Consider the following 26,958-nt stretch of genomic DNA (forward strand, 5'->3'; position numbering starts at 1 on the left):
CTCGTAACCCCGGCAAATAAACCCGGTGTTACCTATTTGTTAACTCCGCGCACGTCAGCCGCGTCGAGAAGGTGCTGCGCAGCAAGCGCCGGGGTCAGCTCGCCGTCGCGGACCTGGCGCTCGATCTCGGCCCGGACCTCTTTCACCTTCGGATTCGACAGCACCCGGTCCAGCACCGTGTCCCGCACCATCGACCAGGTCCACTCGACTTGCTGGGCCCGCCGGCGGTTCTCGAACTCCCCCGCCTCCGTGAGCACCTCACGATGCTTGAGCACGGTGGCCCACAGCTCCTCGAGGCCCTTTCCCTCCAGCGCACTCATCGTGAGGACGGGTGGACGCCATAGCGTTTCGCGCGGATAGATGAGGCGGATGGCCCCGGCGAGCTCGCGGGCCGCCCGCTTGGCCTCGATCGCGTGCTCACCGTCGGCTTTGTTCACCACCACGATGTCGGCGAGTTCGAGCACGCCCTTCTTGATTCCCTGCAGCTGGTCGCCGGTGCGGGCCAGGGTGAGGAACACGAAGGTGTCGACCATGTTGGCGACCGTCACCTCGGACTGCCCGACGCCGACAGTCTCGACCAGGACCACGTCGAAGCCCGCCGCCTCCAGCAGCACGATCGTCTCGCGGGTTGCCTTGGCGACGCCGCCCAGCGTGCCCGAGGTCGGTGACGGCCGGATGTAGGCATCGGGGTGCACCGCCAACCGCGCCATCCGGGTCTTGTCGCCGAGGATCGAGCCGCGGGTGCGTGTCGACGAGGGGTCGACCGCGAGCACCGCGACCTTATGGCCCTGCTCGATCAGGTACATGCCGAGCGCCTCGATCGCCGTCGACTTCCCGACGCCGGGCACCCCGGTGATCCCGACGTGCAGCGCGTTACCCGCGTATGAGGTCAGACTCAGCAGCAGCTCCTGCGCCTGCTCGCGGTGGTCGACGCGCGTCGACTCCACCAGCGTGATGGCTCTTGCCAGGGCGGCGCGGTCGCCGTCCGCCACGGCGGACGAGAGGTCGGTGATCGGGTCGGCCATCTAGTCGAGGCGGTAGCCCAGTCGCTCGGCCAGCTTGCGCAGCAGGCCGACAGCCGCGTCGGCGATCACCGTGCCGGGCGGGAAGATCGCGGTCGCCCCGGCGGCGTAGAGCTCGTCGAAGTCCCCCGGCGGGATGACGCCGCCGACCACGATCATGATGTCGGGCCGACCGACCTCGGCGAGCGCCTCACGGAGTGCGGGCACCAGGGTCAGGTGTCCGGCCGCCAGCGACGAGACGCCGACGACGTGCACGTCGTTGTCGGCCGCCTGCCGCGCGACCTCCTCGGGTGTGGAGAAAAGCGAGCCGACGTCAACGTCGAACCCGATGTCGGCGAACGCGGTCGCGATCACCTTCTGTCCGCGGTCATGGCCGTCCTGACCCATCTTCGCGATCAGGATGCGGGGCTGGCGACCGTCGGCTTCGGCGAACTTCTGCACGAGATCGGTTGCCTTGAATAGCGGCGTGATGTTCCCGACCCCCATTTCGTCGCGGTAGACGCCGGCGATCGTACGTATCTCCGCGACGTGGCGCCCGTAAACCCGCTCGAGCGCATCGGAGATCTCGCCGACGGTGGCCTTGGCCCGCGCGGCGTTGACGGCAAGCGCCAGCAGGTTGTTGCCGAGGCCGTCCTCACCCCCGGGTTCGCGGATACCCGCGGCCCGGCCCAGGTCGGCCAGTGCGGCGTCGACGGCGGCCTGGTCCCGCTCGCCGCGCAGCTGCTCGAGCTTGGCCAACTGCTCCGCGCGCACGCGACTGTTCTCGACCTTGAGCACCTCGACGTCGTGGTCCTCGTCCACCTGGTACTTGTTGACGCCGATCACGGTCTGCTGCCCCGAGTCGATCCGGGCCTGTGTGCGTGCGGCCGCCTCCTCGATGCGCAGCTTCGGGATGCCGTCGGAGATCGCCTGGGCCATACCGCCGTGCTCGACGACCTCGCCGATGTGCATCCGCGCCGCGGTGGCGAGTTGGTGGGTCAGCCATTCGACGTAGTACGAGCCGCCCCATGGGTCGATGGGCCGGGTAGTGCCCGACTCCTGCTGCAGCAGCAACTGGGTGTTGCGGGCGATGCGTGCCGAGAAGTCGGTCGGCAGCGCCAGCGCCTCGTCGAGGGCGTTGGTGTGCAGGGACTGGGTGTGCCCCTGGGTGGCCGCCATCGCCTCGATGCAGGTGCGCGTGACGTTGTTGAACGGGTCCTGGGCGGTCAGCGACCAGCCCGAGGTCTGCGAATGGGTACGCAGCGAAAGCGATTTCGGGTTCTTCGGGTTGAATTCGGCGACCAGTTCGCTCCATAGCAACCGGCCTGCGCGCAGCTTGGCGACCTCCATGAAGAAGTTCATGCCGATGCCCCAGAAGAACGACAGCCGCGGCGCGAACTTGTCGACGTCCAGGCCGGCATCGAGACCGGCCTTGATGTACTCGACGCCGTCGGCCAGCGTGTAGGCCAGCTCGAGATCGGCTGTCGCACCGGCTTCCTGGATGTGGTAGCCGGAGATCGAGATCGAGTTGAACTTCGGCATCTTGGCACTGGTGTAGCCGAAGATGTCGGAGATGATCCGCATCGACGCCTGGGGCGGGTAGATGTAGGTGTTGCGGACCATGAACTCTTTGAGGATGTCGTTCTGGATGGTCCCGGCCAGCTTCTCCGGCGGCACACCCTGCTCTTCGGCGGCGACGACGTACAGCGCGAGGATCGGCAGCACCGCACCGTTCATCGTCATCGAGACCGACACCGAAGAAAGATCGATGCCGTCGAACAGTTGGCGCATGTCGAGAATGGAATCGATTGCCACACCGGCCATGCCGACGTCACCCTGCACCCGTGGGTGATCCGAGTCGTAGCCGCGGTGCGTGGCCAGGTCGAAGGCCACCGAGAGGCCCTTCTGCCCGGCCGCGAGGTTGCGCCGATAGAACGCGTTGGACTCCGCGGCGGTGGAGAAGCCCGCGTACTGCCGGATGGTCCACGGCTGGTTGACGTACATCGTCGGGTACGGGCCCCGCACGAACGGCGGTTCGCCCGGGAACGTGTCGAGCGGATAGCCCGCGGCGACGGCGGCACCGCGGTCGGCACCGATGAAGACGGGCTTGACGTCGATGCCCTCCGGCGTCACCCAATCCGATTGGTCGGCGCTGTAGCCGTGCGCCGCCGCGGCGGCTTCGACGTGGGCGGTGACCTCGGCCTCGGTGGGCGCCTCGGTAACGGTCTCGCCGCGCAACGAGATGTCGGCGAAGCTGCCGATGTCCTTTCCGATTCCCGCGGTGGCAGTCACCTCAGGCCCCCAATCTGGTGAGCAGATCCGACAATGTGCCGACCGCGTCGATCTTCGCGGTCAGGTAGCCGTCCGGTTTCGAATCAGCCTCGGCGACAGCCTTTTCCGGCCCGGCCAGCAACACATGAGAGATGCCTGCCGCGCGGGCGGAGTCGACGGCGGCGGAGGCTTCGGCTCCGTACCGCGCGTCGGTGCCGCAGATCACCGCGATTGTGGGCGTCTCGTCCGCCTCGGTCAGCGCCTCGATACCGCCCGAGGCGAGCAGATTCGTCACGAACGTGGTGCGCACGTTGTGTTCGGCGAGTGGGCCCAGCGGCAGGAGCAGCACTCTCGGTCTGACGCCGGTTTTTTCCAGGAAGGCATCGGAGCGGTCTCGCAGCGCCTCGAAGCCGGCGGCGTAGCGAATCACCCCCCGCAGCGAATCGCCCTGTGGCAACGGAGGTTCGGCGATATCAGGGAACTCGTTGACACCGGTCAACGCGGTGCGCCGGTGCGCGATGTCCTCGGCGCGGCGCTCGGCCACCTCGGCGATCCGGGCCGCCACGTGGTCGCGCGCCTGTTCGAAGCCGCCGCGCGACTCGATGTCCTGGAAGTGCTTCCACGCCTGTTCGGCGAGTTGCTCGGTGAGGTCCTCGACGTGCCAGGAACCCGCCGCGGGGTCGAGGACACGCCCGAGGTGCGACTCCTCGAGTAGCAGCAGCTGCGTATTGCGAGCCATCCGACGCGCGAAGCTCGCGGCCGTCCCCGGGAAGCCACCGGCGATCGCGACGTCGAACGGATGAACTTGGATGGTGTCGGCTCCGCCGACGCCTGCCGAGAACGCGGCCACCGTGGTGCGCAGCAGGTTCACCCAGGGATCGCGCTTGGTCATCATCGGCAACGAGGTCACGGCGTGCAGGGTCGCCGCCCCGTGCTCGGGCGCGCCGACCACCTCGGCCACCCTGGCCCACAGCCGGCGCGCGGCCCGCAGCTTCGCGATCGTCATGAACTGGTTGTCGTCGGCAGCGATGCGGAAGCTGATCTGGCGCAAGGCATCTGCCACCGAAATGCCGCTTCCGCCCAGCAGCCGCAGATAGCCGACGCCTGCGGCCACCGAACCCGCCAGCTCCCAGGACGCGTTGGCGCCGAGGTTGTGGAACGCGGGACCGTCCACGGTGACGGCGCGGACGTGACCGCCGTAGTCGCCCAGTCTGGCAGCGATGGCCACGACGTCGCCGATCTCCGGTGCCTGGTGCGCGCTCAGGGGGCCGGTCAGCGGGTCGGCGCCGAAGTCGATCGACAGGCGGGACCGCTGATCGGCGTCGAGATCGCTCAGCAACGCGAGCACCGCATCGGCCGCAGAAACGTAATCCGCCCCGGTGGTCTCGAACAGCACCGGAACGAGATCGAGAAAGACACCGTCGAACAGCCGATCCAGTTCGGCCACAGGCACGCCCGTAGCGCCGGCGCGGATGACCAGAGCGCTGACCCCTTCGGTCAGTCCGAGCAACACCGCGCCGTTGTGTTCGGCGACGCTGCCGGGCCCGTTGGCCGGGAACGCCTCGGCCACCTTCCAGCCGGCCTTGACGTCGCGCAGCGCGTCGCCACCACGCACGAACGGCCACCGGCCGGGCAGCGGGGGTTCCGGCAGCTCGTCCAGGCTCGTGTACAGCGGATGGATAGCGAAGCCGTCGTAGGTCGGCGAGTCCAGCAGTCGCTCGGGTTCGGCGGGCAGATCGGCGGGATCCTGACGGATGCTCTTTGCCAGCACCCCGGCAACCGCTGAGCGCCAACGGTCTCGATCGGCCTCGATCGCAGTGGGTTTCTGCACGATTATCAGGCTAAATGATCGCGGTCACCCCGGTGTCCGCCGGGCAGCCGACTCACACCTCCGCCGATGGGTGACCTCCGCGGCGGTTCCGTAGTCTTAGTAGGCGTGAACTCCGTCGTCAGCACCCTGCGCGCGGTCCGCGGCGCGGTGGTCACGACGCTTTCGAGCATCCCGCGCTTGCGGCTCATCGGCTCGCTGGCGGCGATTGTGATTCTCGTCGCAATCGCGTTGCTGGTCCCGGTGCCGACCGCCGTGCAGTTGCGCGACTGGGCCACGTCGGTCGGCCCGTGGTTCCCGCTGGCGTTCCTGACCGCCCACATCGTGGTGACCGTCTTCCCGTTCCCGCGCACCGCGTTCACGCTCGGCGCGGGACTGCTGTTCGGACCGGTGCTCGGCGTCCCGCTGGCCGTGACGGCCGCGACGATCAGTGCGGTCATCGCACTGCTGCTGGTCCGCGCCGTCGGCCTGCAACTGCACCGGTTGGTGCGCCATCCCCGAATCCAGGCGCTGGACGCGCGGTTGCGCGAACGGGGCTGGCCCACGGTGGTCTCGATGCGGCTGATCCCCGCCGTGCCGTTTTCCGTGCTCAACTACGCGGCCGGAGCGTCATCGGTGCGCGTGCTGCCGTACACGCTGGCCACGCTCGGGGGGCTGCTGCCGGGAACGGCCGCGGTGGTGATCCTCGGCGACGCGCTCACCGGCAACGTCAGCCCGTTGCTCGTGCTGGTCTCGCTCTGCACGGCCGGTTTGGGCGTGGCGGGGCTGGTCTACGAGATTCGCGTGCACCGGCGCCATCACCGCGACCGCCCTCCGGCGGCGCCTCAGCGTGAATGCGCTCCGCCACCCTCGGCACGGGTGGGCGGCGGCGACATCGAGGGCTGAGCCGACGGCGCATCCAGTTGCCGCGTCCCGTAGCCGGGCTCTTGCACCGGGGTGCGCGCCTCGGCCTCGGCCTTTGCCACAGCCCGGGCGATCTCGGGATCGGTTTCGGTGTTGAACCAGTCGGCGACCTCGTCGTCGTCATCGGTCTTGACCGGTGCGTCGTCGACCGGCGAGGGCGTGTAACGGAACACGCCGTCCTCCCCCGGGGCACCGAGCAGCTTGGTGAAACCCTGTAGCGCCGAACCGAAGTCGCTGGGCACCAGCCACACCTTGTTGGCCTCGCCCTTGGCCATCTGAGGCAAGGTCTGCAGGTACTGGTAGGCCAGCATCTCCGGCGTGGGCCGGCCCGCCTTGATCGCCGCGAACGTCTTCTCGATGGCCTTCGCCTGGCCTTGCGCCTGTAGGTAGGCGGCGGCGCGTTCGCCCTGGGCGCGCAGCATCCGCGACTGGCGATCGGCCTCGGCGGCCAGAATCGCCGCCTGCTTGGCGCCTTCGGCGGCCAGGATCTGTGCCTGCTTCTGACCTTCGGCCTGTTTGATGGCCGCCTCGCGGCTGCCTTCCGCGGTCAGGATCATGGCGCGCTTCTCGCGGTCGGCGCGCATCTGCTTCTCCATCGAATCCTGGATCGACGGTGGCGGGTCGATGCTGCGCAACTCGACGCGGGCCACCCGCAGCCCCCACCGGCCGGTGGCTTCGTCGAGCACGCCGCGCAACTGCCCGTTGATCGAGTCCCGGGACGTCAGCGTCTGCTCGAGCGTCATACCGCCGACCACGTTGCGCAAGGTGGTGGTGGTCAGTTGCTCGACGCCCACGATGTAGTTGCTGATCTGATAGACGGCCGCCTGCGGATTGGTCACCTGGAAGTAGACGACGGTGTCGATGTTGACCGTGAGGTTGTCCTCGGTGATCACCGGCTGAGGCGGGAAGGACACCACCCGCTCGCGCAGGTCCACGCGCGCGCGGATCCTGTCGATGAACGGCAGCAGCAGCGTCAGCTGTCCCGAGACGGTCTTGCTGTAACGGCCGAGCCGTTCGATGACTGCGGCCTCTGCTTGCGGTATCAGCGCGATCGACTTCGCGACGATGATGGCGGCGAACACCACCAGCACACCGACGAGGACCAGGCCGGCGACGGCACCTTCCATGACGGTTCCTTCCCTTGCGCCCAGTTTTGTCTAGACGAGTTTCTGGACGACGGCAGTGGCGCCGTCGATGTGCACGACGGTCACGTTGTCCCCAGGTTCGTACACATCGGTTTCGTTGAGCGGCCGCGCCGTCCAGATTTCACCTTCGAGCTTGACCTGACCCTCGTGCTGCGCCACCCGATGCAGGACCAGAGCGCTCTTGCCCTCGAGCGCCTTGGCGAGGTCCGGCAGACCGGTGCCCGCCTGGAAGTGCCTGCGCAAAGCGGGACGGACGAGCACCAGCAGCAGGACCGACACCACCGCGAACACCGCACCGTGAATCCACAGCTCATCGAAGATGAGGCTCGATCCCGCGGCGGCCAGTGCCCCGCCGCCGAGCATAAGCAGGAACATGTCGCCGGTCAGGGCTTCGGCACCGGCGAGCGCCAGCGCGGCGATTAACCAGATCAGCGCAGCGGGCATGACTTCACCCTATCGCGTGACCGACTCATGCGGGCCTAACAACTACACTGCGAGCATCATGTGGTGTCCCAGTGTTTCGCTGTCGGTCTGGGCCAACGCCTGGCTTGCCGGCGTGGCCGCCCCCGATGATGTGCTTGATGCACTATCACAGTGGGCACCAAAGCATTCCGTGACCGCTTATGATTCCGTCGCTGCCGGCGCGACGGGTCTGCCGTGGCCCGATCTGGTGGACGCGGGCGCGGTGTCGCTACTGCAGACGCTGCGCACCGCCGCCGGTCCCGGTGCCATCGCGCCGCCGATCGGGTTGGCGCTGCCGGTGCCGGGCGATGTCCGCGGGCTGCCCGCCGGGACACAGTTCCAGCGCGACGCGGTGACCGCGGGCGAGGCCATCGTCGTCTCGGGTAGGGGGTCGATCGGCCTGGTACCGGATTTCGAGTACGACGAACTCGACACCGACGAGGAATTCGACCGGGATCCCTGCGCGCTGTCGTGGACGGTGTACTCGACACCCGAGGCGTCCACGCCCGCTTCACATGTCGACCTCGGCGAGGCCGAGTACACCCTGCGCTCGGCGGTGCGCTCGGCGGCGGAGGCACTCGGGGCGTTGCGGGCGGGCGCGGCGGAGATCGACGTCGAGGACCCGCGCGGGCTCGTCGAGCAGATGCTGGAATCAACCCGTGTGCACCGGCTTCCCGGCCATGCACCGAGCCGGGCCATGCGGGTGCTGGAGAACGCCGCGCATGTCGACGCGATCATCTCGGTCAGTTCCGGGCTGATTCCGATCGGATTGCACAACTCCACCGAGTTACAGATCGCCAGCGACGCCCTGCGACCGCTGTCGACGGTGGTGCGCTCTGCGCGGCTCGCCGCGCTCGACGCGATCCTGCAGTCGGCCTGGCGGGACTGACTCCGGCGCGGCCATGGGTGCAATCTCACGGCCAGGACCCCGGGTCGGTAACCAGCTCTAGTCAGACCGGCAGGCAGGCGTGCACAATACGCCGTCCACCGAAAACCCCTGAAGCGGTGGCGGATCCGTCGCCGCCACACGTGCCGGGGCCCGGCCGTCCCGTAATTCGGCGAGCAGATCGGCCGCCACCCGCGCGAGACCGGCATTCGGAGTAGCGGCCCGGGCGAATGCCAGGCCGGCCTTTTCGGCCTGCGTGCGCAGCTCGTGATCGAGGTCCCAGACCACCTCGATGTGGTCGGCGACAAAACCTATCGGGCATACGACCACAGCCGTGGTCCCACTCTCGACCAGACGCGAGAGATGATCGCCCACATCGGGTTCCAGCCAGGGCACCCGCGGCGGCCCCGAGCGCGACTGCCAGACCTGGTCGTACTCGTCATATCCCGCCGCAGCCGCGACAAGCTTACAGGCGTAGGTGACCTGGCGCTCGTAAAGCTCTGTACCACAGCGGGACCGGGCGGCCAGCGGGATCGAGTGGGCGGTGAAGATCAGGCGCGCGCCATCCGGCACCGTCCGCGCGGCGGCGGTGACCGCAGCCGCGAACATCTGGACGAACAGCGGATGGTCGAAGTACTGCCGCAGCTTGACCAGCCGGGGAGCCGACGCGCCCGCGACTCGCCGCGCCCTGGCGATGTCCTCGACGTACTGAACGCAACTCGAGTAACCGGCCCACGCCGACGTGGCGAACACCGCCGCGCGGCGCACCCCGTCGTCGCGCATGGCGGTGACAGCGTCCTCGACGTAGGGCGTCCAGTTGCGGTTCCCGAAGTACACCGGCACGTCGACATAGGTGCGCAACTTCTCGATCACCGCCCGGTTGATGCCGTTGATCGGTGAGACGCCGCCGAAGTGCAGATAGTGCTCGGCGACCAACGCCAGCCGCTCCCGCGGTATGCCGCGTCCCCGGGTCACGTTCTCCAGGAACGGAATCACGTCGTCAGGGTGTTCCGGCCCGCCGAACGAGAGCAGCAGGACGGCATCAAAGGCCGAGTAGGCCGAGTCAGCCATCCCCTATAACAACTGCGTGCTGGCGCCGCCGTCCGCGTAGACGACGGTGCCGGTGGTGGCGGGCAGCCAATCCGATATCAGCGCGAGCACCGTCTTGGCCACCGGCGTGGGATCCTTCATGTTCCAGCCCAGCGGCGCGCGCTGATCCCAGCCCTCTTCCAGCAACTTGATCTGGTCCTTGGCTTCGTCACCGAGCACGCCGCCGACGATCGCGCTCATTGCGAGCGTTCGAATCGGTCCGGCCGCAACGAGATTGGACCGTACACCGTACGGACCGGCCTCTCTGGCGACGAACCGGTTGACCGACTCCAGCGCACTCTTGGCCACCGTCATCCAGTTGTAGGCGGGCATCGCCCTGGTCGGGTCGAAGTCCATGCCGACGATCCCGCCGCCGCGATTCATGATCGGCAGCAGCGCCTTGGCCAGCGAGGCATACGAGTACGCCGAGATGTGAATGCCCTTCGCCACGTCCTCGTACGGCGCGTCGAAGAACGGGTTGACGCCCATGCCGGTCGGCGGCATGTAGCCGATCGAGTGCACGACGCCGTCGAGCTTGTTGCCCTCGCCGATGACCTCGGTCACCCGATCGGCCAGCGAGTCGAGGTGCTCGGGGTTCTGCACGTCGAGTTCCAGCAAGGGAGCTTTCTCCGGCAACCGGTCGGCGATGCGTCCGATGAGCTTCATCCGCTCGTAGCCGGTGAGCACTAACTGTGCTCCGGCCTCCTGGGCGACCTTGGCAATGTAGAACGCGATCGAGGAGTCGGTGATGATCCCCGTGACGAGGATGCGCTTACCTTCGAGAAACCCTGCCATGTGTGTCCTGTCCCTAGTTCTCCTAGGCCGTTAGTGGCCCATGCCCATGCCGCCGTCGACGGGGATGACGGCGCCGGCGATGTAAGTCGCATCCTCGGAGGCCAGGAAGCTGACCGCCCCGGCGACCTCTTCGGCGGTGCCGACCCGCTTCGCGGGGATGAAGTCGAGTGCCCCCTGCTGGATCCTCTCGTCCAGCGCGCGGGTCATTTCGGTGTCGATGTAGCCGGGTGCGACGACGTTCGCGGTGACGCCGGCCTTGGCCAGTTCCCGGGAGATCGAGCGGGCCATGCCGATCAGACCGGCCTTGGCCGCCGCATAGTTGGCCTGGTTTCCGATGCCCCACATGCCGGAGACCGAACCGATGAAGATGATCCGGCCGAACCGTTTGCGCTGCATGCTGCGCGATGCCCGCTGGGCCACCCGGAACGCCCCGGTGAGGTTGGCGTCGATGACCTCGGTGAACCTCTCTTCGGTCATCCGCATGAGGAACGCATCCTTGGAGATTCCCGCGTTGGACACGAGCACCTCGACCGGGCCCTGGTGTTCCTCGACCTCTTTGAAGGCGCGGTCGACGGCGTCGTTGTCGGTGACGTCACACTCGACGCCGAACAACCCCTCGGGCGCCCCGGACCCGCGGTGTGTGACGGCCACCCGGTGGCCGTCGGCGGCGAGCCGCTGGGCGATGGCCAGACCGATGCCGCGGTTGCCCCCGGTCACCAGCACCGAGCGCGATACGAAAAGCGGTCGAGTCATGCCCGCCAACTTAACGCCTGACAGGGTTTCTTAAGAAATCGCCTTAGAGCGGGTGCGGCGCCGCCGGTCACAGCGGCAGCCGACGGTTGATGAGCAGACTCGCCACCGCCGCCGCGGCCGCGATCAGTGCGCCGAGCCGCAGCCAGCCGGTCGTGGCCTCGCCGCGAACCGTCTCGTAGCCGATCTGGTCCTGCAGTGTGCTGTAGACCTTGTTCAGTTCATCGAGGTTCGAGGCGGTGTACGCTTCACCACCGGAAAGTTGGGCGATCTTCTTCATGCCCTCGTCGTCGACCGGTACCGGCACCCGCTCGTTGTCGACCTCGACCGACCCGTTCGGGGTGCCGAACGAGATCGTCGAGATCGGCACGCCCTGGTCCTTGGCGGCGCGCGCGGCGGTGAACGCGCCCTTCGGGTTGTCCGGGTTGCTCGGCACCGTCTCCTTGCCATCGGAGAACAACACGATGTGCGCCGGCGGCGGTTCGTCGCCGCCGCCGATCACGGCGCCGACGGTGGAGATCGATGACAGCGCGGTGAAGAGGGCCTCGCCGGTGGCCGTGCGATCGGCCACTTGCAGGTTGTCGATGGCGCGCCGGCTTGCATCGCGGTTGGTGGTCGGCGACACCAGAACCGTCGCGGTGCCGGCGTAGGCGATCACCCCGAGGTTGATGCCCGGGGTCAGCTCGTCGACGAACTTCTTCGACGCTTCCTGCGCGGCGACCAACCGGTTCGGTTCGACATCGGTGGCACGCATCGATTGCGAGACATCGATGGCCAGCACCACCACTGCGCGGTTACGCGGAAGACGTTGGTCGTGGGTGGGCCCGGCCACCGCGATCGCGCACAACAGTAACGAGATCGCCAGCAGCGCCGCGGGAACATGGCGCAGCGGGCTCGGGCGCTTCGGCGCGACGCTGTCGAGCAGTTCGGTGTTGGCGAACTGCTGCAACCGCTTTCGCCGGGCGATCTGCGCGGCGGCGTACAACCCGGCCAGCACCAGCAGGAGGACGAGGAGCAGAAGGAACCACCAGATGTGCTGGAATCCCGTGAGCGAGACCGGCCCCAGCAGTGGAAGCGTCATATGGTCGTCATCCCTTGCGAATCAGTTCGGCAGGCGACGGTTGATGAACAGGGCCGCCAGCGTCGCCATCGCGAGCGCCAGCGTTCCGAGCCGCAGCCAGCCGGCGCTGGCGTCGCCCCTGATCGTCTCGTAGCCGATCTGTTGCTGCAGGTTGGCGTAGACCTCCTGCAGCTGCTGGAGGCTCGACGCGGTGAACGCCTCGCCGCCGGACAGGTCGGCGATCTTCTTGAGCATTTCGTCGTCGACCGGCACCGGCTGGCGCTGGTCGTTGATCTCGACATAGCCGTACGGGGTGCCGAACGAGATCGTGGAGATCGGCACGCCCTGGTCCTTCGCCGTACGGGCCGCGGTGTAGGCGCCCTTCGGGTTGTCCGGGTTGCTCGGCACCGTCTCCTTACCGTCGGAGAACAACACGATGCGCGCCGGCGGCGGTTCGTCGCCGCCGCCGATAACCGCTCCGACCGTGGCAATCGCCTGCAGTGCCGTGAAGATGCCCTCGCCGGTGGCCGTGCGGTCGGCGAACTGGAGTTGGTCGATCGCGGCCTTGGTCGCCTCGCGGCCGGTGGTCGGCGACACCAGCACCGTGGCCGTACCGGCATAGGAGATCAGCCCGAGGTTGATCCCCGGTGTCAGCTCGTCGGCGAACTGCTTGGACGCCTCCTGGGCCGCGGCCATGCGGTTGGGTGCGACGTCGGTGGCCCGCATCGACTGCGACACGTCCATGACGAGCATCACGACCGCGCGGTTACGCGGGATGCGGACGTCGTGGGTGGGACCGGCCATCGCGACGGTCAGGAACACCAGCCCGATCACGAGCAGGATCGCCGGAAGATGTCGCCAACGCGAAGATCGTTTGGGCGCAACGCTTTCCAGCAGCTCCATGTTGGCGAACCGAAGCATTCGCCGGTGCCGGGCCAGCTGAACGGCGATGTAGAGCCCGACGATTCCCAGCACGGCGAGCAGGAACAGAAAGAACCAAGCGTTTTCGAAGCCCGACAGCGTCATCGGTCCGAGCAACGGCAATGTCACGCCCGGCCCGCCAGCGCGCCACGCCTGCGGTTGGCGACGAACCGCACCACGTCGGCGATCCAGTCCCGGTCGGTGCGCAACGTCAACAGCGGCGCATCGCAGCGCCGCAACGTCCTGGCCACCTCCGCACGGTGAGCGCTCGCGGCTCGTTCGAAGTCGTCGCGCAACTGCTCGTCGATGGTGAACTCGCGGGTCTCCCCGGTCTCGGCGTCCTGCAGGACGACGTCACCGACCGGCGGCAGTTCGACGTCGCGCGGGTCGAGCACCTCGATACCGAGCACCTCGTGGCGACCGGCGATCGCCCGCAGCGGACGCATCCAGTTGATCGGGCCGAGGAAGTCGCTGATGATCACCGCCATGCCGCGGCGCCGCTCGGGCCTGCGCAAGGCGTCGATGGCGGCGGCCAGGTCACCGCGAACTCCGGTCGGCGCCTTGGGCATCGTCGCGATGGCCCGCAGCATCTCCTGCTCGTGCATCCGGCCCGACAGCGCCGGCACCCGCCGCACGGTGTCGCCGTTGGCGATGATGGCGCCGATCCGGTTGCCCCCGCCGCTGTTGAGGAACGTGATCGCCGCCGCGGCGGCCACCGCGAGATCGCGCTTCTCGCAACCGGTCGTACCGAAATCGAGGCTGGCCGACATGTCGATCACCAGCCAGGTCTCGAGTTCGCGGTCGGCGATCATCTGCCGTACGTGCGGATGCGTGGTGCGCGCCGTGACGGACCAGTCCATCCTGCGCACGTCGTCGCCCGGTTGGTAGAGCCGCGACTCCCCCGGTTCCGAACCCGGTCCGGGCAGCAGGCCGAGGTGGTCGCCGTGCAGCACGCCGTCGAGCTTGCGCCGCACCGTCAGCTCGAGCTTGCGCAGTGCCGCGCTCAGCGCGGGGTCACGGATCTCACCGCGCTTCAGCGACGGCAGGTCGACGGTGCGTCGGGAACTGGTCACCGATTGCTGGCCGCGCCAGCGGCGGCGGGCACGACGGGCGGCACCGAATGACCTTGCTGCGGAATGGCGTTCACCTGAGGCAGCGCCACGGTCTGCAGGATTCGGTTGATCACCGTCTCGGTGGAGATCTCGTCGGCCAGCGCGTCGTAGGTCAGCACCAACCGATGCCGCAGCACGTCGGGAATGACCTCGACGACGTCCTGCGGGATCACATAGTCGCGCCCGCGCACCAGGGCCAGCGCACGGGCCGCCGCGATGATGCCGAGCGACGCGCGCGGTGATGCGCCGTAAGCGATCCACGCCTTCGCGTCGGGCATTCCGAACTTCTCCGGCTGACGGGTCGCGGTCACCACCCGGACGACGTAGTCGACCAGCGCGTGGTGCACGAAGTTGTTGGCCGCCACATCCTGCAGTCGCAGCAGGTCGCCGGGCGCCAGAATCTGCTTCGGCTCCGGCGGCTTGACGCCCATCCGGTAGATGATCTCGCGCTCTTCCTCGGGCGAGGGATAGTCGATGTTGAGCTTGAACAAGAAGCGGTCCCGCTGGGCCTCGGGCAGCGCGTACACGCCTTCCTGCTCGATCGGGTTCTGGGTGGCCATCACCAGGAACGGCGCCGGCAGCGGGAAGGTCTTACCGCCGATCGAGATCTTGCGTTCGGCCATGACCTCCAGCAGCGCTGACTGCACCTTGGCCGGCGCGCGGTTGATCTCGTCGGCGAGCAGGAAGTTGACCACCACGGGTCCGAGTTCGATGTCGAACTCCTCCTTGCCCTGCCGGTAGATGCGGGTACCGATGATGTCGGTGGGCACCAGGTCCGGGGTGAACTGGATGCGTGCGAAGGTGCCGCCCACCACCTTGGCGAAGGTCTCGACGGCCAGCGTCTTGGCGACGCCGGGCACGCCCTCGAGCAGCACGTGACCCTTGGCGAGCAGCCCGACGAGCATGCGCTCGACCAGTTGGTCCTGGCCGACGATGATCCGCTTGACCTCGAAGACGGCCCGCTCGAGCGTGTGGACCTCCTGCTGCAGACCGCCGTTGTTGGAGGGGTATCCCTGTGCGGGTGCCTGGCCGGGGTAGCCTCCAGGCCCCTGCGACGGCCCACTCGGTGACGTCATCAACGTTCCTTCCACATAACTCGCTGGTCAAAGCGGCGCAGGCCGGTCCGGGCCGCACGCTCGCCGTCAACTATTCCAGGCACTGAGAAATCCGTCGACGTTGCCCGGCCATGAGCGCTTGCGCGAAGAGCATTCATCAAATGCCTTCAGGTTCGGCTCAGGTCACGCTCAGGATTCGATGATGCGCGCCACGTACGGCTGCAGGCCGGAGTGACGCACCGGGCTCACCGTGACCTTGCCCGCGCTTCCCGAGGACTCCAGCATCTGACCACCGCCGAGATAGATGGCGACGTGCTGACTGCCGCCGGGACCCCAGAACAGGAGATCGCCGCGCTTGGCCTGCGACGTCGGCACCTTTCGGCCGGTGTCGTACTGGTCCCCGGAATACTTGGGGATCAGCACGCCCACACCCGCGAACGAGAACTGGGTGAAGCCCGAGCAGTCGAAGCCGACCGTGTTGGCACCCGACTCGATTCCGCGGCTGGGTCCGTTCGGCTTCCCGCCGCCCCACGAGTACGGCACACCCATCTGCGAGGCGCCCCGACGGATCACGTACTCGATCGCCTGCGGTCCGCGCACCCGGCCCGGCGCCACACTGGCCATCTCCGGGGCGGGCCCCAGACCGAGCGTGGACAGGAATTTCCGGCCCAGGTTCATCGTGGCTTCGGTGGCCTGTGCGGTCGCCGCGAGCGATGCGTTCGCGATCGCCAGCGGGTCGCCGGGAGCGCCGGCGCTGATCAACTTCGGCAGCGTCGGGTCCCACAGGCCGTCATCGGGCGCGGATGCGGCAGGCGTCGCCAGCCCGACGGTGAGCGCAACCGCCGCGAGAAGCAGCGCGCATCCACCCAGGGACCGAATCAGCTTGGAACGCAAGGTTTTCCTAACTTTTTTCGAGCCGTCACCATTCGATGAGACGTGTCGCGTACGGGGTCATGCCGCTGGTGCGCACCGGCGAGATCTTGACCACCGATCCCGTGTAGGGCGCTTCGATCATCTGTCCGTCGCCGAGATAGAGCGCCACGTGCTGGCTGGCGTTGGGGCCCCAGAACAGCATGTCGCCGCGCCGCATCTGCGACGTCGGGACCTTGCGGCCGGCGTTGTACTGCGAACCCGAGTAGTGGTCGAGTTTGATGCCGACGCCGGCGAAGGCGTAGAGCATCAGGCCGGAGCAGTCGAATCCGACTGTGTTCGCACCGGAGTCGATGCCGCGGCTCGGTCCGGCGGCGTTGCCGCCACCCCACGAGTAGGGCACGCCCATCTGCGACATGGCTCGCTTGATCACGAACTCGGTGGCCTGCCGGCCGTGAACTCGGGGGATCGCGCCGTTGTTGAAGCCTGTCGAGGCGGCGGCCGGTTCGGGAAGTATCCCCAGCGACTGCAGGAACTTGCGGCCCAGGTCCTGGGTCACCTGCGCCGACGTCGACGCGATACCGAGAACCGCGTTGATGATCGCGATCGGGTCACCGCTGACGAAGGCGCTGGGAATCGCGGGCAGCGTCGGGTCCCACGGTGTGGCCCAGTTGCCCGTACCCGGATCGACGCCTTGCGGGGCGCGGTCCCAGTTCGGTTTCGCGGGTGCCGCGGCCGCTGCCGGCTGCGCCGGAGCCGTTGCGGCGGGCGCGGCCTGGACGCGCACCTCGGCGAGCTTGGCCTGCGCGGCTGAGCGCTCGGCAACCAGCTTGTCGAGTTCTGCCTGCTGAGCTCGGAACGTCTCCTGTGCGCCGGTGAGCGCAGAAACCGCGGACTGCTGGCTGGCCTCAGCGCCGGCGACGGCCTTGTCGGCGTTCTCTTTGGCCAGCCGCGCCGCGGAGTCGCGGTTGACCTGCTCGGTGCGGGCCCGTTGCAGATCGGCAATCACCTGTTGCGAGCTGAGCGCCAAAGTCTGTCCCGCCGCGGCGGTCTTGACGATTTCGGCGGGATCGCTCGCGGTCAGGTACGAGTCCGAGGGGCCGTTGACATAGGTCGCGGCCGCGAACGAGTCGAACCGCTTCTGCGCCTGTTCGATCGCGATGTTGGCGTCCTCGACGCGCTGCCTGCTGGCGTCGACCTCGCGCTGTGCGGCATCGGCGTTGTCCCGCGCGGTCTGAACATCCAGGATCGCCTTGTTGACGCTCTCCTGTTGCTGCTGGATCGCGGCGCCGAGGTCCTGCAACTTCTGGTCGGCGTTTGCGACGGCAGCAACCAGTGCGGCGAGGCTGTCCGAGCTACCGGGTTGCGCGGTGGCAAGACCTGGGGTGGCGAACAGCATGGCCGTCGCGAGCAGAGCCGCGCCGAACCGTCCATGCGGTCGCGTAGCGGATGCGCCAGGGGTGCGTCTCATCCGACTCAGTTCTCCTATGGCTTTCAGGCGAACGTGCGGACACATTCGTCTCGGTGACTGCGCTCATTCGTCACAATATGCACATCTTCAACACAGTTACCGATTGCACCGTACGTCACATCTGACGGCAAAGACACTTAAGTCGAGAATTACAAGTTTGTAATTGAACGCAGTGTTATCGCGCCGTGACTTCGCAGTCTCCCGAGCCGACCCGGGCCGACGTCAAAACGGCTGTTGCACTGCGGTTTTAGCTCGGCTCGGGAGAAATGGCGCGCTTGCCTCGAACCTGCAAAAGTCGCGTACCGATAACGGCCGCAACCACTCCCAAGACCACGACAATCGTCAATGCCGTCCACGGAAAGTGCGATCCGGTCAACTCACTGAGGAAATTCTTCGAACCCTGCACCGGGCCACGGCCTTCGGCGACATCTTGACCGGCTTCCAGCGTGACGCGGTCGTACGTCGTGCTGAAGGAGCCAGACTCCGTGGGGCTGAGTACGAGCACCGTTGCGCCGGGGAAGGCCTCCCCCACCTCGGTCGCGATATCGCGCAGGGGGGTGTCGATCGGCGGATTCTGATCCACGACGACGATCTTCAAATCGACGCCCTTCTGGTGGGCTTCGGCGACCACTTCGGTCAGGCCTTCGTTCTCGGGTTTTACCGAGGCGCTCACGCCGTCGTCTCGGACGTCGTCGATGACCAGGTTCATGCATGTGTCGACGGGAGTGATGGCGGGGTCTTGGCCGACCGGCCCACAGACATCGGGCGGGATGTACGCCGGCGAAAGCGGAATTACATGCGATCCGATCACAGGAGCACCGTACGCGATGGGTACCCGACAGGGTGACAGCACGCGCAGGCGAGGACGAGAATGTAAACCGACCCTGACTGCATTGCAGGACAAGCGTACTGTTAACGTTGTAACGCGGTCGACACAGCCCGTCGGCTGCGAGAACTAGCCGGGAGTGGATGTGAGCAAAGGTAATACGGAGAACTCTTCCCTCAATTCTTTCGGTGCCCGCGACACCTTGAAGGTCGGAGACAAGAGCTACGAGATCTACCGTCTGGACGCGGTCAAGGGGACCGACAAGTTGCCGTACAGCCTCAAGGTGCTGGCCGAGAATTTGCTGCGCACCGAGGACGGCGCCAACATCACCAAAGAGCACATCGAAGCGCTGGCCAACTGGGATCCCGACGCCGACCCGAGTGTGGAGATCCAGTTCACCCCGGCGCGCGTGGTCATGCAGGACTTCACGGGCGTGCCCTGCATCGTCGACCTGGCCACCATGCGGGAAGCGATCGGCGAGCTCGGTGGTGACCCGGACAAGGTCAATCCGCTGGCTCCCGCCGACCTCGTGATCGACCACTCGGTGATCGCCGACCTGTTCGGTCGCGAGGACGCCTTCGAGCGCAACGTCGAGATCGAGTACGAGCGCAACGGTGAGCGCTATCAGTTCCTGCGGTGGGGCCAGGGCGCGTTCGACGACTTCAAGGTCGTGCCGCCGGGAACCGGAATCGTCCACCAGGTCAACATCGAGTACCTGGCGTCGGTGGTGATGGACCGGGACGGAGCGGCCTATCCAGATACCTGTGTGGGGACCGACAGCCACACCACAATGGTCAACGGCCTGGGTGTGCTCGGCTGGGGTGTCGGCGGTATCGAGGCCGAGGCCGCGATGCTGGGCCAACCGGTGTCCATGCTCATCCCGCGGGTGGTCGGATTCAAGCTGACCGGCGAACGGCAACCCGGAGTCACGGCCACCGACATCGTGCTGACGGTCACCGAGATGCTGCGCGAGCATGGTGTGGTTGGAAAGTTCGTCGAGTTCTACGGCGAGGGTGTGGCCGAGGTGCCGCTGGCCAATCGGGCGACGCTGGGCAACATGAGTCCCGAATTCGGTTCCACTGCAGCGATTTTCCCCATCGATGAAGAAACCATCAGTTACCTGCGGTTCACCGGTCGCAGCGAGGAGCAGCTGGCGCTGGTCGAGGCCTACGCCAAGGAACAGGGCATGTGGCATGACCCGAAGCGGCAGCCCAAGTACTCCGAGTACATCGAGTTGGACCTCTCCGATGTGGTGGCGTCGATCGCCGGCCCGAAGCGCCCGCAGGACCGCATCTCGCTCAGCGAGGCAAAGAGCGCGTTCCGCACCGACATCCTCGACTATGTCGGCGACGGCGCGAAGGAAGCGGATTACTCCGCGCTCGATGAGGCCATCGACGAGACGTTCCCGGCAAGCGACCCGGTGCGCAACATCGAGTTCGCCAGCAACGGCACCGCCCATCACGTGGCAACCGCGGCAACCGAACCAGAGGGCCGGCCGAGCAAGCCGGTGGCCGTCAAGTCAGAGGAACTCGGCGAGTTCGTACTCGACCACGGCGCGGTGGTGATCGCGGCGATCACGTCGTGCACCAACACGTCCAACCCCGAGGTGATGCTCGGCGCCGCGCTGCTCGCCAAGAATGCCGTCGAGAAGGGCCTGGCCACCAAGCCATGGGTGAAGACCACGATGGCGCCCGGCTCGCAGGTGGTCACCGACTACTACGAGAAGGCCGGGCTGTGGCCGTATCTGGAGAAGTTGGGCTTCTACCTGGTGGGCTACGGCTGCACCACCTGTATCGGAAACAGCGGGCCGCTGCCCGAGGAGATCTCCGCCGCAATCAACGACAACGACCTGTCGGTGGCCGCGGTACTGTCGGGTAACCGCAACTTCGAGGGACGGATCAACCCGGACACGAAGATGAACTACCTGGCGTCGCCGCCGTTGGTGATCGCCTACGCGTTGGCGGGCACAATGGATTTCGACTTCGAGGCCAGCTGCCTTGGCACGGACGAGGACGGCAACGAGGTGTACCTGCGCGACATCTGGCCGTCGCAGAAGGACATCAACGACACCATCGCCAACGCGATCAGTCAGGAGATGTTCACCAAGAACTACGCCGACGTCTTCAAGGGTGACGAACGGTGGCGCAACCTGCCGACTCCGAGCGGCAACACCTTCGAATGGGCCGAGGACTCGACCTACGTGCGGAAGCCGCCGTACTTCGAGGGTATGTCGGCCGAACCCGAGCCGGTGGCAGACATCAGGGGCGCCAGAGTGCTGGCGCTGCTGGGTGATTCGGTCACCACCGACCACATCTCCCCCGCAGGCAGCATCAAGCCCGGCACGCCGGCAGCGCAGTATCTCGAGTCGAACGGCGTCGAGCGCAAGGACTACAACTCCTATGGCTCTCGGCGCGGCAACCACGAGGTGATGATTCGCGGCACGTTCGCCAACATCCGGTTGCGCAACCAACTGCTCGATGACGTGTCGGGCGGATACACGCGCGACTTCACCAACGGTGGCGAGCAGGCGTTCATCTACGACGCCGCCCAAAACTATGCGGCACAGGAGATTCCGCTGGTCGTGCTCGGCGGCAAGGAGTACGGCTCGGGCTCGTCGCGCGACTGGGCCGCCAAGGGCACGTTGCTGCTCGGTGTGCGCGCGGTGATCTGTGAGTCGTTCGAGCGCATCCACCGATCGAACCTGATCGGCATGGGCGTCATCCCGCTGCAGTTCCCCGAGGGTGAGTCGGCAGAGTCGCTGGGCCTGGACGGTACCGAGACGTTCGACATCACGGGCATCGAGGCGATGAACGACGGAGGCAAGACGCCGAAGACGGTGCATGTCAAGGCGACCAAGAACGACGGAGCAGATGGCTCCGAAAGCACAGTCGAGTTCGACGCGGTGGTGCGCATCGACACCCCCGGCGAGGCGGACTACTACCGCAACGGCGGCATCCTGCAGTACGTGCTGCGGAACATGCTCCAGACGCAGTAGGTACGGACAACTCCGCCGACGAGCGCTTGCGCGAGGAGCATCCATCATGCCCCGGGTCACCGACGACCACCTGGCGGCGCGTCGTCGGCAGATCCTCGACGGTGCCCGCCGGTGCTTCGCCGAGTACGGCTACGACAAGGCGACCGTGCGGCGGCTCGAGCAGACGATCGGGCTGTCGCGCGGCGCCATCTTCCACCACTTTCGGGACAAGGACACGCTGTTCTTCGAACTGGCCCGCGAGGACGCCGAGCGGATGGCCGATGTCGCCGCACGCGAGGGCCTGGTTCAGGTGATGCGCGACATGCTCGCCGCGCCCGAACAGTTCGACTGGCTGGCCACGCGGCTGGAGATCGCGCGAAAGCTCCGTAACGATCCCGAGTTCCACCGGGGCTGGTCGGAACGGTCGGCCGATCTCTCGGCGGCTACGCGTCAGCGGTTACGTATGCAGAAGCACGCGGGCCGACTGCGGGACGACATCCCCAGCGCGGTACTGCAGACCTATCTCGACCTTGTTCTGGACGGTCTGGTCGCGCGGTTGGCTTCCGGCGACGATCCCGAAAAGCTCAGTGCCGTACTCGACCTGGTCGAAGCGTCGCTGCGGCAGCGCCCGGATTAGCTGGCGCGCCTGCTGCGGTGGTTCGGGCCGCCGCGGCTGCGCATCGCGGTACCCGACTCACGCAGCATGCTGTGGATCGAACCGTACGAACGCCCGGTGGACGCCACCAACGTGCGGATACTCGCGCCACCCTCGTAAGCACTCCGCAACTCGTTCAGCAACTGGTCTCTCGACTTGTGGTCCAGCTTCTTCATCAGCAACTCCCCGCTCGCATGCCTCGACGGATACCCAGGGTGGGAAGCAGTTACACACGGCGGATGAGATTGGCGAAACGGCTCGCGATCTGGCTCAGGCCAACTCGATGAGGTCCCGAGCTCAGGCGAGCTCAATCAGACCTGAGTACTCCTCGGACCAGAAGTCCTCGGTGCCGTCCGGGAGCAGCACTACGCGCTGCGGTTCCAACGCCTCGGCGGCGCCGGGGTCGTGGGTCACCAGCACGACTGCGCCGACATAGCTGCGCAGTGCGTCGAGCACCTGCTCGCGCGACGCGGGATCCAGGTTGTTCGTCGGCTCATCGAGCAGCAGCACGTTCGCGGTCGACGCGACCAGCCCGGCCAGTGCTAGCCGGGTCTTCTCGCCGCCGGACAGCGTGCCCGCCGGCTGCTCCAGTTGCGCTCCGCTGAACATGAAGGCTCCCAACAGCCCACGCAGGTCCTGCTCGCCGGTGTCGGGTGCCGCGTGCCGGATGTTCTCCCACACCGTCGCGGTGTCATCGAGGGTGTCGTGCTCCTGGGCGAAATAGCCGAGCTTGAGACCGTGGCCGGGCTCCAGCTCGCCGGCGTCGGGAGTTTCGGCCCCGGCCAGCAGGCGCAACAGCGTGGTCTTGCCCGCGCCGTTGAGCCCGAGCACCACGACGCGTGAGCCGCGATCGATCGCCAGGTCGACACCGGTGAAGACCTCGAGCGACCCGTAGTTCTTCGTCAGCCCCTTGGCGACGAGCGGGGTACGCCCGCACGGCGCTGGGGTCGGGAACTTGATGCGGGCCACCTTGTCGGCGATGCGTTCCTCGTCGAGGGCGGCCATCATCCGATCGGCGCGTCGCAGCATGTTCTGCGCGGCAACGGCTTTGGTGGCCTTGGCGCCCATCTTGGCGGCCTGGGTGCGCAGGGCGGAAGCCTTGCGTTCGGCGTTGGCGCGTTCGCGGCGGCGGCGCTGTTCATCGGTGGCGCGGGCGTCGAGGTACTTCTGCCAGCCCATGTTGTAGACGTCGACCTCGCCGCGCACCGCGTCGAGGAACCACACCCGATTCACCACGTCGGCGAGCAGATCGACGTTGTGGCTGATGACGATCAGGCCACCGGTGTGCTGCTTCAGAAAGTCACGCAGCCAGCCGATCGAGTCGGCGTCGAGGTGGTTGGTGGGCTCGTCGAGCAGCAGCGTGACAGACGAATCGGTGCCGCTCGCCCCACCCTCTGCGGCGGCGAACAGGATCCGGGCCAGCTCCACCCGGCGGCGCTGACCACCGGACAGGGTCCGCAACGGTTGGGTGAGGACCCGTTCGGCCAGTCCGAGACTCGCGCAGATCCGGCCGGCCTCGCTCTCGGCGGCATAGCCCCCCAGCGCAGCGAAGCGCTCCTCGAGCTGACCGTACCTGCGGACGGCCTTGTCGCGGGCGGCGTCATCGGCGACCTCGGCCATCAGCACCTGCTGCTTCTCCAGGTCGGCCAGCAGGGTGTCGAGTCCGCGTGCCGACAGGACCCGGTCCCGAGCGAGCACGTCGAGGTCGCCTTCCCTGGGATCCTGTGGCAGGTAACCGATTTCGCCACTACGGACGATACTGCCCGCGTACGGTTCGCCCTCGCCGGCGAGGATGCGCATGGTGGTGGTTTTGCCCGCGCCGTTCCGGCCGACCAGCCCGATCCGGTCGCCGGGCTGGACCCGCAGCGCGGCTCCGTCAGTGGACAGCAACGTGCGCGCCCCGGCGCGGACCTCGAGGTCCGTTGCGGTGATCACGTTGTGCTGTCCTTACTTGTCGTCGGTGCTCGTCGCCTCTCCCCCTGGCCTTCGGCCGGGCGGTACCCCCACGTGCGAGCGCTCGTCGGTGAAGACCGGGGGCCGCTTCTCGGCGCGCGCTGCTACCGCTTCTTCGAAGTTGGCGGTGAGCAAACGGACGAAAAGTTGTCCGAGGCCCTCGACCTGCATATGCCCTTCCAGGCTACCGGCGTCCAGTCCACTCCAAAGTGTGCGCTTGGTCAACTCGATTCCGGGCCGGGAGAACGTCGCGATGCGCTCACCGAGCTGATAGCAAACCTCGAGCAGGTCGTCGTCCGGCACCGCCCGCGACACCAGCCCGATGCGCTCGGCCTCGGCCGCATCGACGTCACGCCCGGTCAGCATCAGCTCGAACGCGCGCGATGTCCCGATGGCGCGCGGAAGCAGGTATGACAACCCCAGTTCACTGGCCGTCAGACCGTTGTTGATACCCGCCGCGCGGAAGTAGGCGCCTTGCGCCGCCACCCGAATGTCGCAAGCCAGCGCCAGGCACAAGCCCCCGCCGATTGCAGCGCCGTTGACCGCCGCGATCACCGGCTGGTGCATCTTGCGCAGCGCCAGGATGACGTCGTCGAGCACCTCCATCGACCGCAGTGCGAACGTCGGGCGGGTCAGCCCGTCGATGTGCGGCACCGAGCCCGCCGATTTGTGGTCGGCGCCCGAAGAGAAGCCGCGCCCGGCGCCGGTGAGCACGACGGCGCGCACCGAGTTGTCGTAGGTAAGGTCCTCGAGCACCTTTGTGAGCGGGACCATGACATCGAAGGCCATCGAGTTCATGCGCTCCGGCCGGTTGAGAGTCACCAGCGCGACGCCGGGCCGCGGCCGGTCGACCAGGACGAAGTTGTTCTGCTCTTCGGCTGAGTGCTCGCTCACGCAGTGCACGCTATCGCGTGCGCGGCCTCACTCCGGCTGACCGTCGTTCTGTGCTGCTATCGCGGCGTCGATGTCGAACTCCTTGACCCGCTTCACCAGCTCCTCGAGGGCCGCCGGTGGCAACGCACCGGCCTGGTTGAACACCAGCTTGCCCTTCTTGAACGCCATCAGCGTGGGGATGGACCGGATGTCGGCGGCCGCCGCGAGCTCCTGCTCGGCCTCGGTGTCGACCTTGGCATACACCACGTCGGGGTGGTTCTCAGAAGAGGCCGCGAACGTGGGCGCGAACGCCTTACACGGGCCACACCACGACGCCCAGAAGTCCACCAGCACGATCTCGTTGTCGTTGATGGTGTCGTTGAATTGTTCGGCGGTGATGTCTTGGGTAGCCACGTTGATTCCTAACGCTGATCGTCAGCTGTGTGTTCCCAGCCTACGGGCGTATACCCAGTGCCGGCGTCGGCCGCCCCAAGCCTTACGTGGGCTTTGCGTCGAGCAGTACGGTTTTGGTCTCCAGGTACGGCAGCAAGCCTTCCCGGCCGCCCTCCCGGCCGACCCCGGACTGCTTGACGCCACCGAACGAGGTGTCCATGTCGATCCTCATCCCGTTGTGTCCGACGGTGCCCGAGCGCAGTCGTCCGGCAACCTCGCGCGCCCGGGCCGCATCCGGTGTGAAGACCGCGGCGTTCAGTCCGTAGATGGTGTCGTTGGCGATGTCGACGGCATGCTCGTCATTGTCAGCCGGAATCACGCTGAGCACGGGTCCGAAGATCTCCTCCTGGGCGATGACGTGTTTGTTGTCCACCCCCGCGAAAACCGTCGGCTCGATGTAGAAACCCCGATCCAGGTGTTTCGGGCGACCGCCACCGGTGAGCAGCGTCGCGCCTTGCTCGACGCCCTTGGCGATGTAGTGCTCGACGCGGTCGCGTTGACGCTCCATCGCGAGCGGCCCCATCTGCGTGGTCGGGTCGAACGGGTCGCCCACCTGAACCGCGGAGAAGGCGGCGGCCAGCGCGTCGGCGAACTCGTCGTGGCGGTGGCGCGGCACGACGATCCGGGTCAGCGACGCGCACACCTGTCCGGACAGGAAGCACTCGGCGCCCGCGAGCGTGGCCGCTGCGACGCCGATGTCCGCATCGTCGAGGATCACCGCCGCCGACTTGCCGCCCAGTTCCAACGTGCACCGTGCGATCCGGCCACCGCAGATCTCCCCGATCCGGCGGCCGGCAGCCGTCGATCCGGTGAACGCGATCTTGTCGACGCGGTGATCCCGGACCAGCAGCTCTGAAACCTCCCGGTCGGCGGTCAGCACGTTGAGCACACCGCGCGGCAAGCCGACCCTCTCGGCCACCTCCGCGAGCAGATAGCCGGCCCCGGGCGCCTCCGGTGACACCTTCACGATCACCACACATCCAGCCAACAACGCCGGGGCGACTTTGATCAGCGCCAGCGGAAGCGGGGCGTTCCACGGGATGATCGCCCCCACCACCCCGACCGGTTCGCGCACCAGCAGCCCGTACCCGCCACCGGCCAATGTCGTTGAGCTCGGGATGAACTCCTCTTCGAACGGAAAGTCGGCTGCGAGGTCGGCGTAGAACCGCAATGTCGATGGGATGCCCGGTTCGCTGGCTTGCGCGAAGGCGTACAGCACGCCGGACTCGTGCGGCCACATGGCGCTGTAATCGGCGGCGCGGGCCTCGAGTTCGTCGGCCATGGCCTGCAGATACGTTGCACGCTCAGCATGGGTCATCCGTGGCCACGAACCTCGATCGAACGCGTGCCGCGCCGCGCCGATCGCGAGGTCCATATCCATCGCCTGCGCCTCGGCGACCCGGAAGTACGGCTGCTCCGTCGCCGAGTCGATGACGTCGAAGACGGAATCCGTACTGGGCTTGACCCAGTCGCCGTCGATGAAGAATCGGCCCGTATCACCCAGCGGCACAGGAGCTTCGGCGAGTCTGCTCATCTTCTGTTCCTCCTACTCAGTTGTCGGCAGTGCCTGGTCGACGGACATCGCGGCGCCTGTGACAAAGCATG

Annotated in this window: 24 protein-coding genes; 4 read left to right on the forward strand and 20 right to left on the reverse strand. The window is 67.1% G+C overall.

Going from position 1 to position 26,958, the window contains the following annotated elements; all coding sequences use genetic code 11:
* Positions 1–32: 32 nt before the first annotated feature.
* Genes meaB through mutA form a run of 3 tightly spaced genes read right to left on the reverse strand, consistent with a single transcriptional unit; the run spans position 33 to position 5,109 of the window.
* Positions 33–1,025, reverse strand: coding sequence for a methylmalonyl Co-A mutase-associated GTPase MeaB (gene meaB / locus QGN32_RS00890; RefSeq protein ID WP_326546820.1), 993 nt, complete (start codon positions 1,023–1,025; stop codon positions 33–35).
* Entirely contained in the window at positions 1,026–3,293 is a 2,268-nt protein-coding gene (gene scpA / locus QGN32_RS00895; protein ID WP_326546821.1) for a methylmalonyl-CoA mutase, read from the reverse strand.
* A gap of 1 nt (position 3,294) precedes the next feature.
* The gene (gene mutA / locus QGN32_RS00900) at positions 3,295–5,109 is read right to left on the reverse strand and encodes a methylmalonyl-CoA mutase small subunit (protein ID WP_326548869.1); all 1,815 of its coding nucleotides are present in this window, start codon (positions 5,107–5,109) and stop codon (positions 3,295–3,297) included.
* A 99-nt stretch (positions 5,110–5,208) separates the two neighbouring features.
* On the opposite strand from mutA, the gene QGN32_RS00905 reads away from it, so the two are divergent.
* Entirely contained in the window at positions 5,209–5,985 is a 777-nt protein-coding gene (locus QGN32_RS00905; protein ID WP_326546822.1) for a TVP38/TMEM64 family protein, read from the forward strand.
* Here the strand turns inward: QGN32_RS00905 and QGN32_RS00910 are convergent.
* Together QGN32_RS00910 and QGN32_RS00915 are read right to left on the reverse strand one after the other, a co-directional pair.
* The gene (locus tag QGN32_RS00910; RefSeq protein WP_326546823.1) at positions 5,925–7,130 is read right to left on the reverse strand and encodes an SPFH domain-containing protein; all 1,206 of its coding nucleotides are present in this window, start codon (positions 7,128–7,130) and stop codon (positions 5,925–5,927) included. The genes QGN32_RS00905 and QGN32_RS00910 overlap by 61 nt on opposite strands.
* Before the next feature lie 30 nt (positions 7,131–7,160).
* The gene (locus QGN32_RS00915) at positions 7,161–7,592 is read right to left on the reverse strand and encodes an NfeD family protein (RefSeq protein WP_326546824.1); all 432 of its coding nucleotides are present in this window, start codon (positions 7,590–7,592) and stop codon (positions 7,161–7,163) included.
* A gap of 58 nt (positions 7,593–7,650) precedes the next feature.
* Between QGN32_RS00915 and QGN32_RS00920 the strand changes: the two genes are divergently transcribed.
* The gene (locus QGN32_RS00920) at positions 7,651–8,499 is read left to right on the forward strand and encodes an Rv1486c family protein (RefSeq protein WP_326546825.1); all 849 of its coding nucleotides are present in this window, start codon (positions 7,651–7,653) and stop codon (positions 8,497–8,499) included.
* Positions 8,500–8,556: 57 nt separating this feature from the next.
* Here the strand turns inward: QGN32_RS00920 and QGN32_RS00925 are convergent, their stop codons facing one another.
* From QGN32_RS00925 to QGN32_RS00970, 10 genes are all read right to left on the reverse strand, one after another.
* Positions 8,557–9,567 (reverse strand): ferrochelatase, encoded by a 1,011-nt coding sequence (locus QGN32_RS00925; protein ID WP_326546826.1) that lies wholly within the window; start codon positions 9,565–9,567, stop codon positions 8,557–8,559.
* Positions 9,568–9,570: 3 nt separating this feature from the next.
* The gene (inhA, locus tag QGN32_RS00930; RefSeq protein WP_326546827.1) at positions 9,571–10,380 is read right to left on the reverse strand and encodes an NADH-dependent enoyl-ACP reductase InhA; all 810 of its coding nucleotides are present in this window, start codon (positions 10,378–10,380) and stop codon (positions 9,571–9,573) included.
* A 30-nt stretch (positions 10,381–10,410) separates the two neighbouring features.
* Positions 10,411–11,133, reverse strand: a complete 723-nt coding sequence (gene fabG1 / locus QGN32_RS00935) for a 3-oxoacyl-ACP reductase FabG1 (protein ID WP_326546828.1) — start codon at positions 11,131–11,133, stop codon at positions 10,411–10,413.
* Positions 11,134–11,200: 67 nt separating this feature from the next.
* Positions 11,201–12,211 carry a VWA domain-containing protein gene (locus QGN32_RS00940; RefSeq protein ID WP_326546829.1) on the reverse strand — a complete coding sequence of 337 codons (1,011 nt, stop codon included), beginning with the start codon at positions 12,209–12,211 and terminating at the stop codon, positions 11,201–11,203.
* A 21-nt stretch (positions 12,212–12,232) separates the two neighbouring features.
* The gene (locus tag QGN32_RS00945) at positions 12,233–13,240 is read right to left on the reverse strand and encodes a VWA domain-containing protein (protein ID WP_326546830.1); all 1,008 of its coding nucleotides are present in this window, start codon (positions 13,238–13,240) and stop codon (positions 12,233–12,235) included.
* The gene (locus QGN32_RS00950) at positions 13,237–14,184 is read right to left on the reverse strand and encodes a DUF58 domain-containing protein (protein WP_326546831.1); all 948 of its coding nucleotides are present in this window, start codon (positions 14,182–14,184) and stop codon (positions 13,237–13,239) included. Before QGN32_RS00950 ends, QGN32_RS00945 begins: the two co-directional genes overlap by 4 nt.
* A complete protein-coding gene (gene moxR1, locus QGN32_RS00955) occupies positions 14,181–15,299 on the reverse strand; it encodes a chaperone MoxR1 (protein WP_326546832.1) in 1,119 nt (372 codons plus the stop codon). Before moxR1 ends, QGN32_RS00950 begins: the two co-directional genes overlap by 4 nt.
* A gap of 168 nt (positions 15,300–15,467) precedes the next feature.
* Positions 15,468–16,172 carry an NlpC/P60 family peptidoglycan endopeptidase RipB gene (gene ripB, locus QGN32_RS00960; RefSeq protein ID WP_442791766.1) on the reverse strand — a complete coding sequence of 235 codons (705 nt, stop codon included), beginning with the start codon at positions 16,170–16,172 and terminating at the stop codon, positions 15,468–15,470.
* 25 nt (positions 16,173–16,197) lie between these two features.
* Positions 16,198–17,619 carry an NlpC/P60 family peptidoglycan endopeptidase RipA gene (gene ripA / locus QGN32_RS00965; protein WP_326546833.1) on the reverse strand — a complete coding sequence of 474 codons (1,422 nt, stop codon included), beginning with the start codon at positions 17,617–17,619 and terminating at the stop codon, positions 16,198–16,200.
* 247 nt (positions 17,620–17,866) lie between these two features.
* Positions 17,867–18,430 (reverse strand): Rv1476 family membrane protein, encoded by a 564-nt coding sequence (locus QGN32_RS00970; RefSeq protein ID WP_326546834.1) that lies wholly within the window; start codon positions 18,428–18,430, stop codon positions 17,867–17,869.
* A gap of 160 nt (positions 18,431–18,590) precedes the next feature.
* On the opposite strand from QGN32_RS00970, the gene QGN32_RS00975 reads away from it, so the two are divergent.
* Both QGN32_RS00975 and QGN32_RS00980 read left to right on the forward strand, forming a co-directional pair.
* Positions 18,591–21,440: an aconitate hydratase gene (locus tag QGN32_RS00975; RefSeq protein WP_326546835.1), complete on the forward strand. Its 2,850-nt coding sequence runs from the start codon at positions 18,591–18,593 to the stop codon at positions 21,438–21,440.
* A gap of 46 nt (positions 21,441–21,486) precedes the next feature.
* Positions 21,487–22,056 (forward strand): TetR/AcrR family transcriptional regulator, encoded by a 570-nt coding sequence (locus QGN32_RS00980; RefSeq protein ID WP_326546836.1) that lies wholly within the window; start codon positions 21,487–21,489, stop codon positions 22,054–22,056.
* Here QGN32_RS00980 and QGN32_RS00985 read toward each other — a convergent pair.
* The 5 genes from QGN32_RS00985 to QGN32_RS01005 form a co-directional block, all read right to left on the reverse strand.
* Positions 22,053–22,250 (reverse strand): helix-turn-helix domain-containing protein, encoded by a 198-nt coding sequence (locus QGN32_RS00985; protein WP_326546837.1) that lies wholly within the window; start codon positions 22,248–22,250, stop codon positions 22,053–22,055. The two genes, QGN32_RS00980 and QGN32_RS00985, sit on opposite strands and share 4 nt — an antisense overlap.
* 121 nt (positions 22,251–22,371) lie before the next feature.
* Positions 22,372–24,009 (reverse strand): ABC-F family ATP-binding cassette domain-containing protein, encoded by a 1,638-nt coding sequence (locus QGN32_RS00990; protein ID WP_326546838.1) that lies wholly within the window; start codon positions 24,007–24,009, stop codon positions 22,372–22,374.
* Between the two features lie 12 nt (positions 24,010–24,021).
* Complete coding sequence (locus tag QGN32_RS00995; protein WP_326546839.1) at positions 24,022–24,930, reverse strand: enoyl-CoA hydratase; 909 nt, start codon at positions 24,928–24,930, stop codon at positions 24,022–24,024.
* Positions 24,931–24,948: 18 nt separating this feature from the next.
* The gene (trxA, locus tag QGN32_RS01000; RefSeq protein ID WP_326546840.1) at positions 24,949–25,314 is read right to left on the reverse strand and encodes a thioredoxin; all 366 of its coding nucleotides are present in this window, start codon (positions 25,312–25,314) and stop codon (positions 24,949–24,951) included.
* Between the two features lie 82 nt (positions 25,315–25,396).
* Positions 25,397–26,887 (reverse strand): aldehyde dehydrogenase, encoded by a 1,491-nt coding sequence (locus QGN32_RS01005; protein ID WP_326546841.1) that lies wholly within the window; start codon positions 26,885–26,887, stop codon positions 25,397–25,399.
* Positions 26,888–26,958 lie beyond the last annotated feature (71 nt).

This window comes from Mycolicibacterium sp. ND9-15 (genome assembly GCF_035918395.1).
GTDB lineage: Bacteria > Actinomycetota > Actinomycetes > Mycobacteriales > Mycobacteriaceae > Mycobacterium.

Excerpts from the sequence above, each read along its gene's own strand:
- meaB (WP_326546820.1), bottom strand. The coding sequence starts at position 1,025 with ATGGCCGACCCGATCACCGACCTCTCGTCCGCCGTGGCGGACGGCGAC.
- QGN32_RS00910 (WP_326546823.1), bottom strand. The coding sequence starts at position 7,130 with ATGGAAGGTGCCGTCGCCGGCCTGGTCCTCGTCGGTGTGCTGGTGGTG.
- QGN32_RS00915 (WP_326546824.1), bottom strand. The coding sequence starts at position 7,592 with ATGCCCGCTGCGCTGATCTGGTTAATCGCCGCGCTGGCGCTCGCCGGT.
- QGN32_RS00920 (WP_326546825.1), top strand. The coding sequence starts at position 7,651 with ATGTGGTGTCCCAGTGTTTCGCTGTCGGTCTGGGCCAACGCCTGGCTT.
- QGN32_RS00925 (WP_326546826.1), bottom strand. The coding sequence starts at position 9,567 with ATGGCTGACTCGGCCTACTCGGCCTTTGATGCCGTCCTGCTGCTCTCG.
- inhA (WP_326546827.1), bottom strand. The coding sequence starts at position 10,380 with ATGGCAGGGTTTCTCGAAGGTAAGCGCATCCTCGTCACGGGGATCATC.
- fabG1 (WP_326546828.1), bottom strand. The coding sequence starts at position 11,133 with ATGACTCGACCGCTTTTCGTATCGCGCTCGGTGCTGGTGACCGGGGGC.
- QGN32_RS00940 (WP_326546829.1), bottom strand. The coding sequence starts at position 12,211 with ATGACGCTTCCACTGCTGGGGCCGGTCTCGCTCACGGGATTCCAGCAC.
- moxR1 (WP_326546832.1), bottom strand. The coding sequence starts at position 15,299 with ATGACGTCACCGAGTGGGCCGTCGCAGGGGCCTGGAGGCTACCCCGGC.
- ripA (WP_326546833.1), bottom strand. The coding sequence starts at position 17,619 with ATGAGACGCACCCCTGGCGCATCCGCTACGCGACCGCATGGACGGTTC.
- QGN32_RS00980 (WP_326546836.1), top strand. The coding sequence starts at position 21,487 with ATGCCCCGGGTCACCGACGACCACCTGGCGGCGCGTCGTCGGCAGATC.
- QGN32_RS00985 (WP_326546837.1), bottom strand. The coding sequence starts at position 22,250 with ATGAAGAAGCTGGACCACAAGTCGAGAGACCAGTTGCTGAACGAGTTG.
- QGN32_RS01005 (WP_326546841.1), bottom strand. The coding sequence starts at position 26,887 with ATGAGCAGACTCGCCGAAGCTCCTGTGCCGCTGGGTGATACGGGCCGA.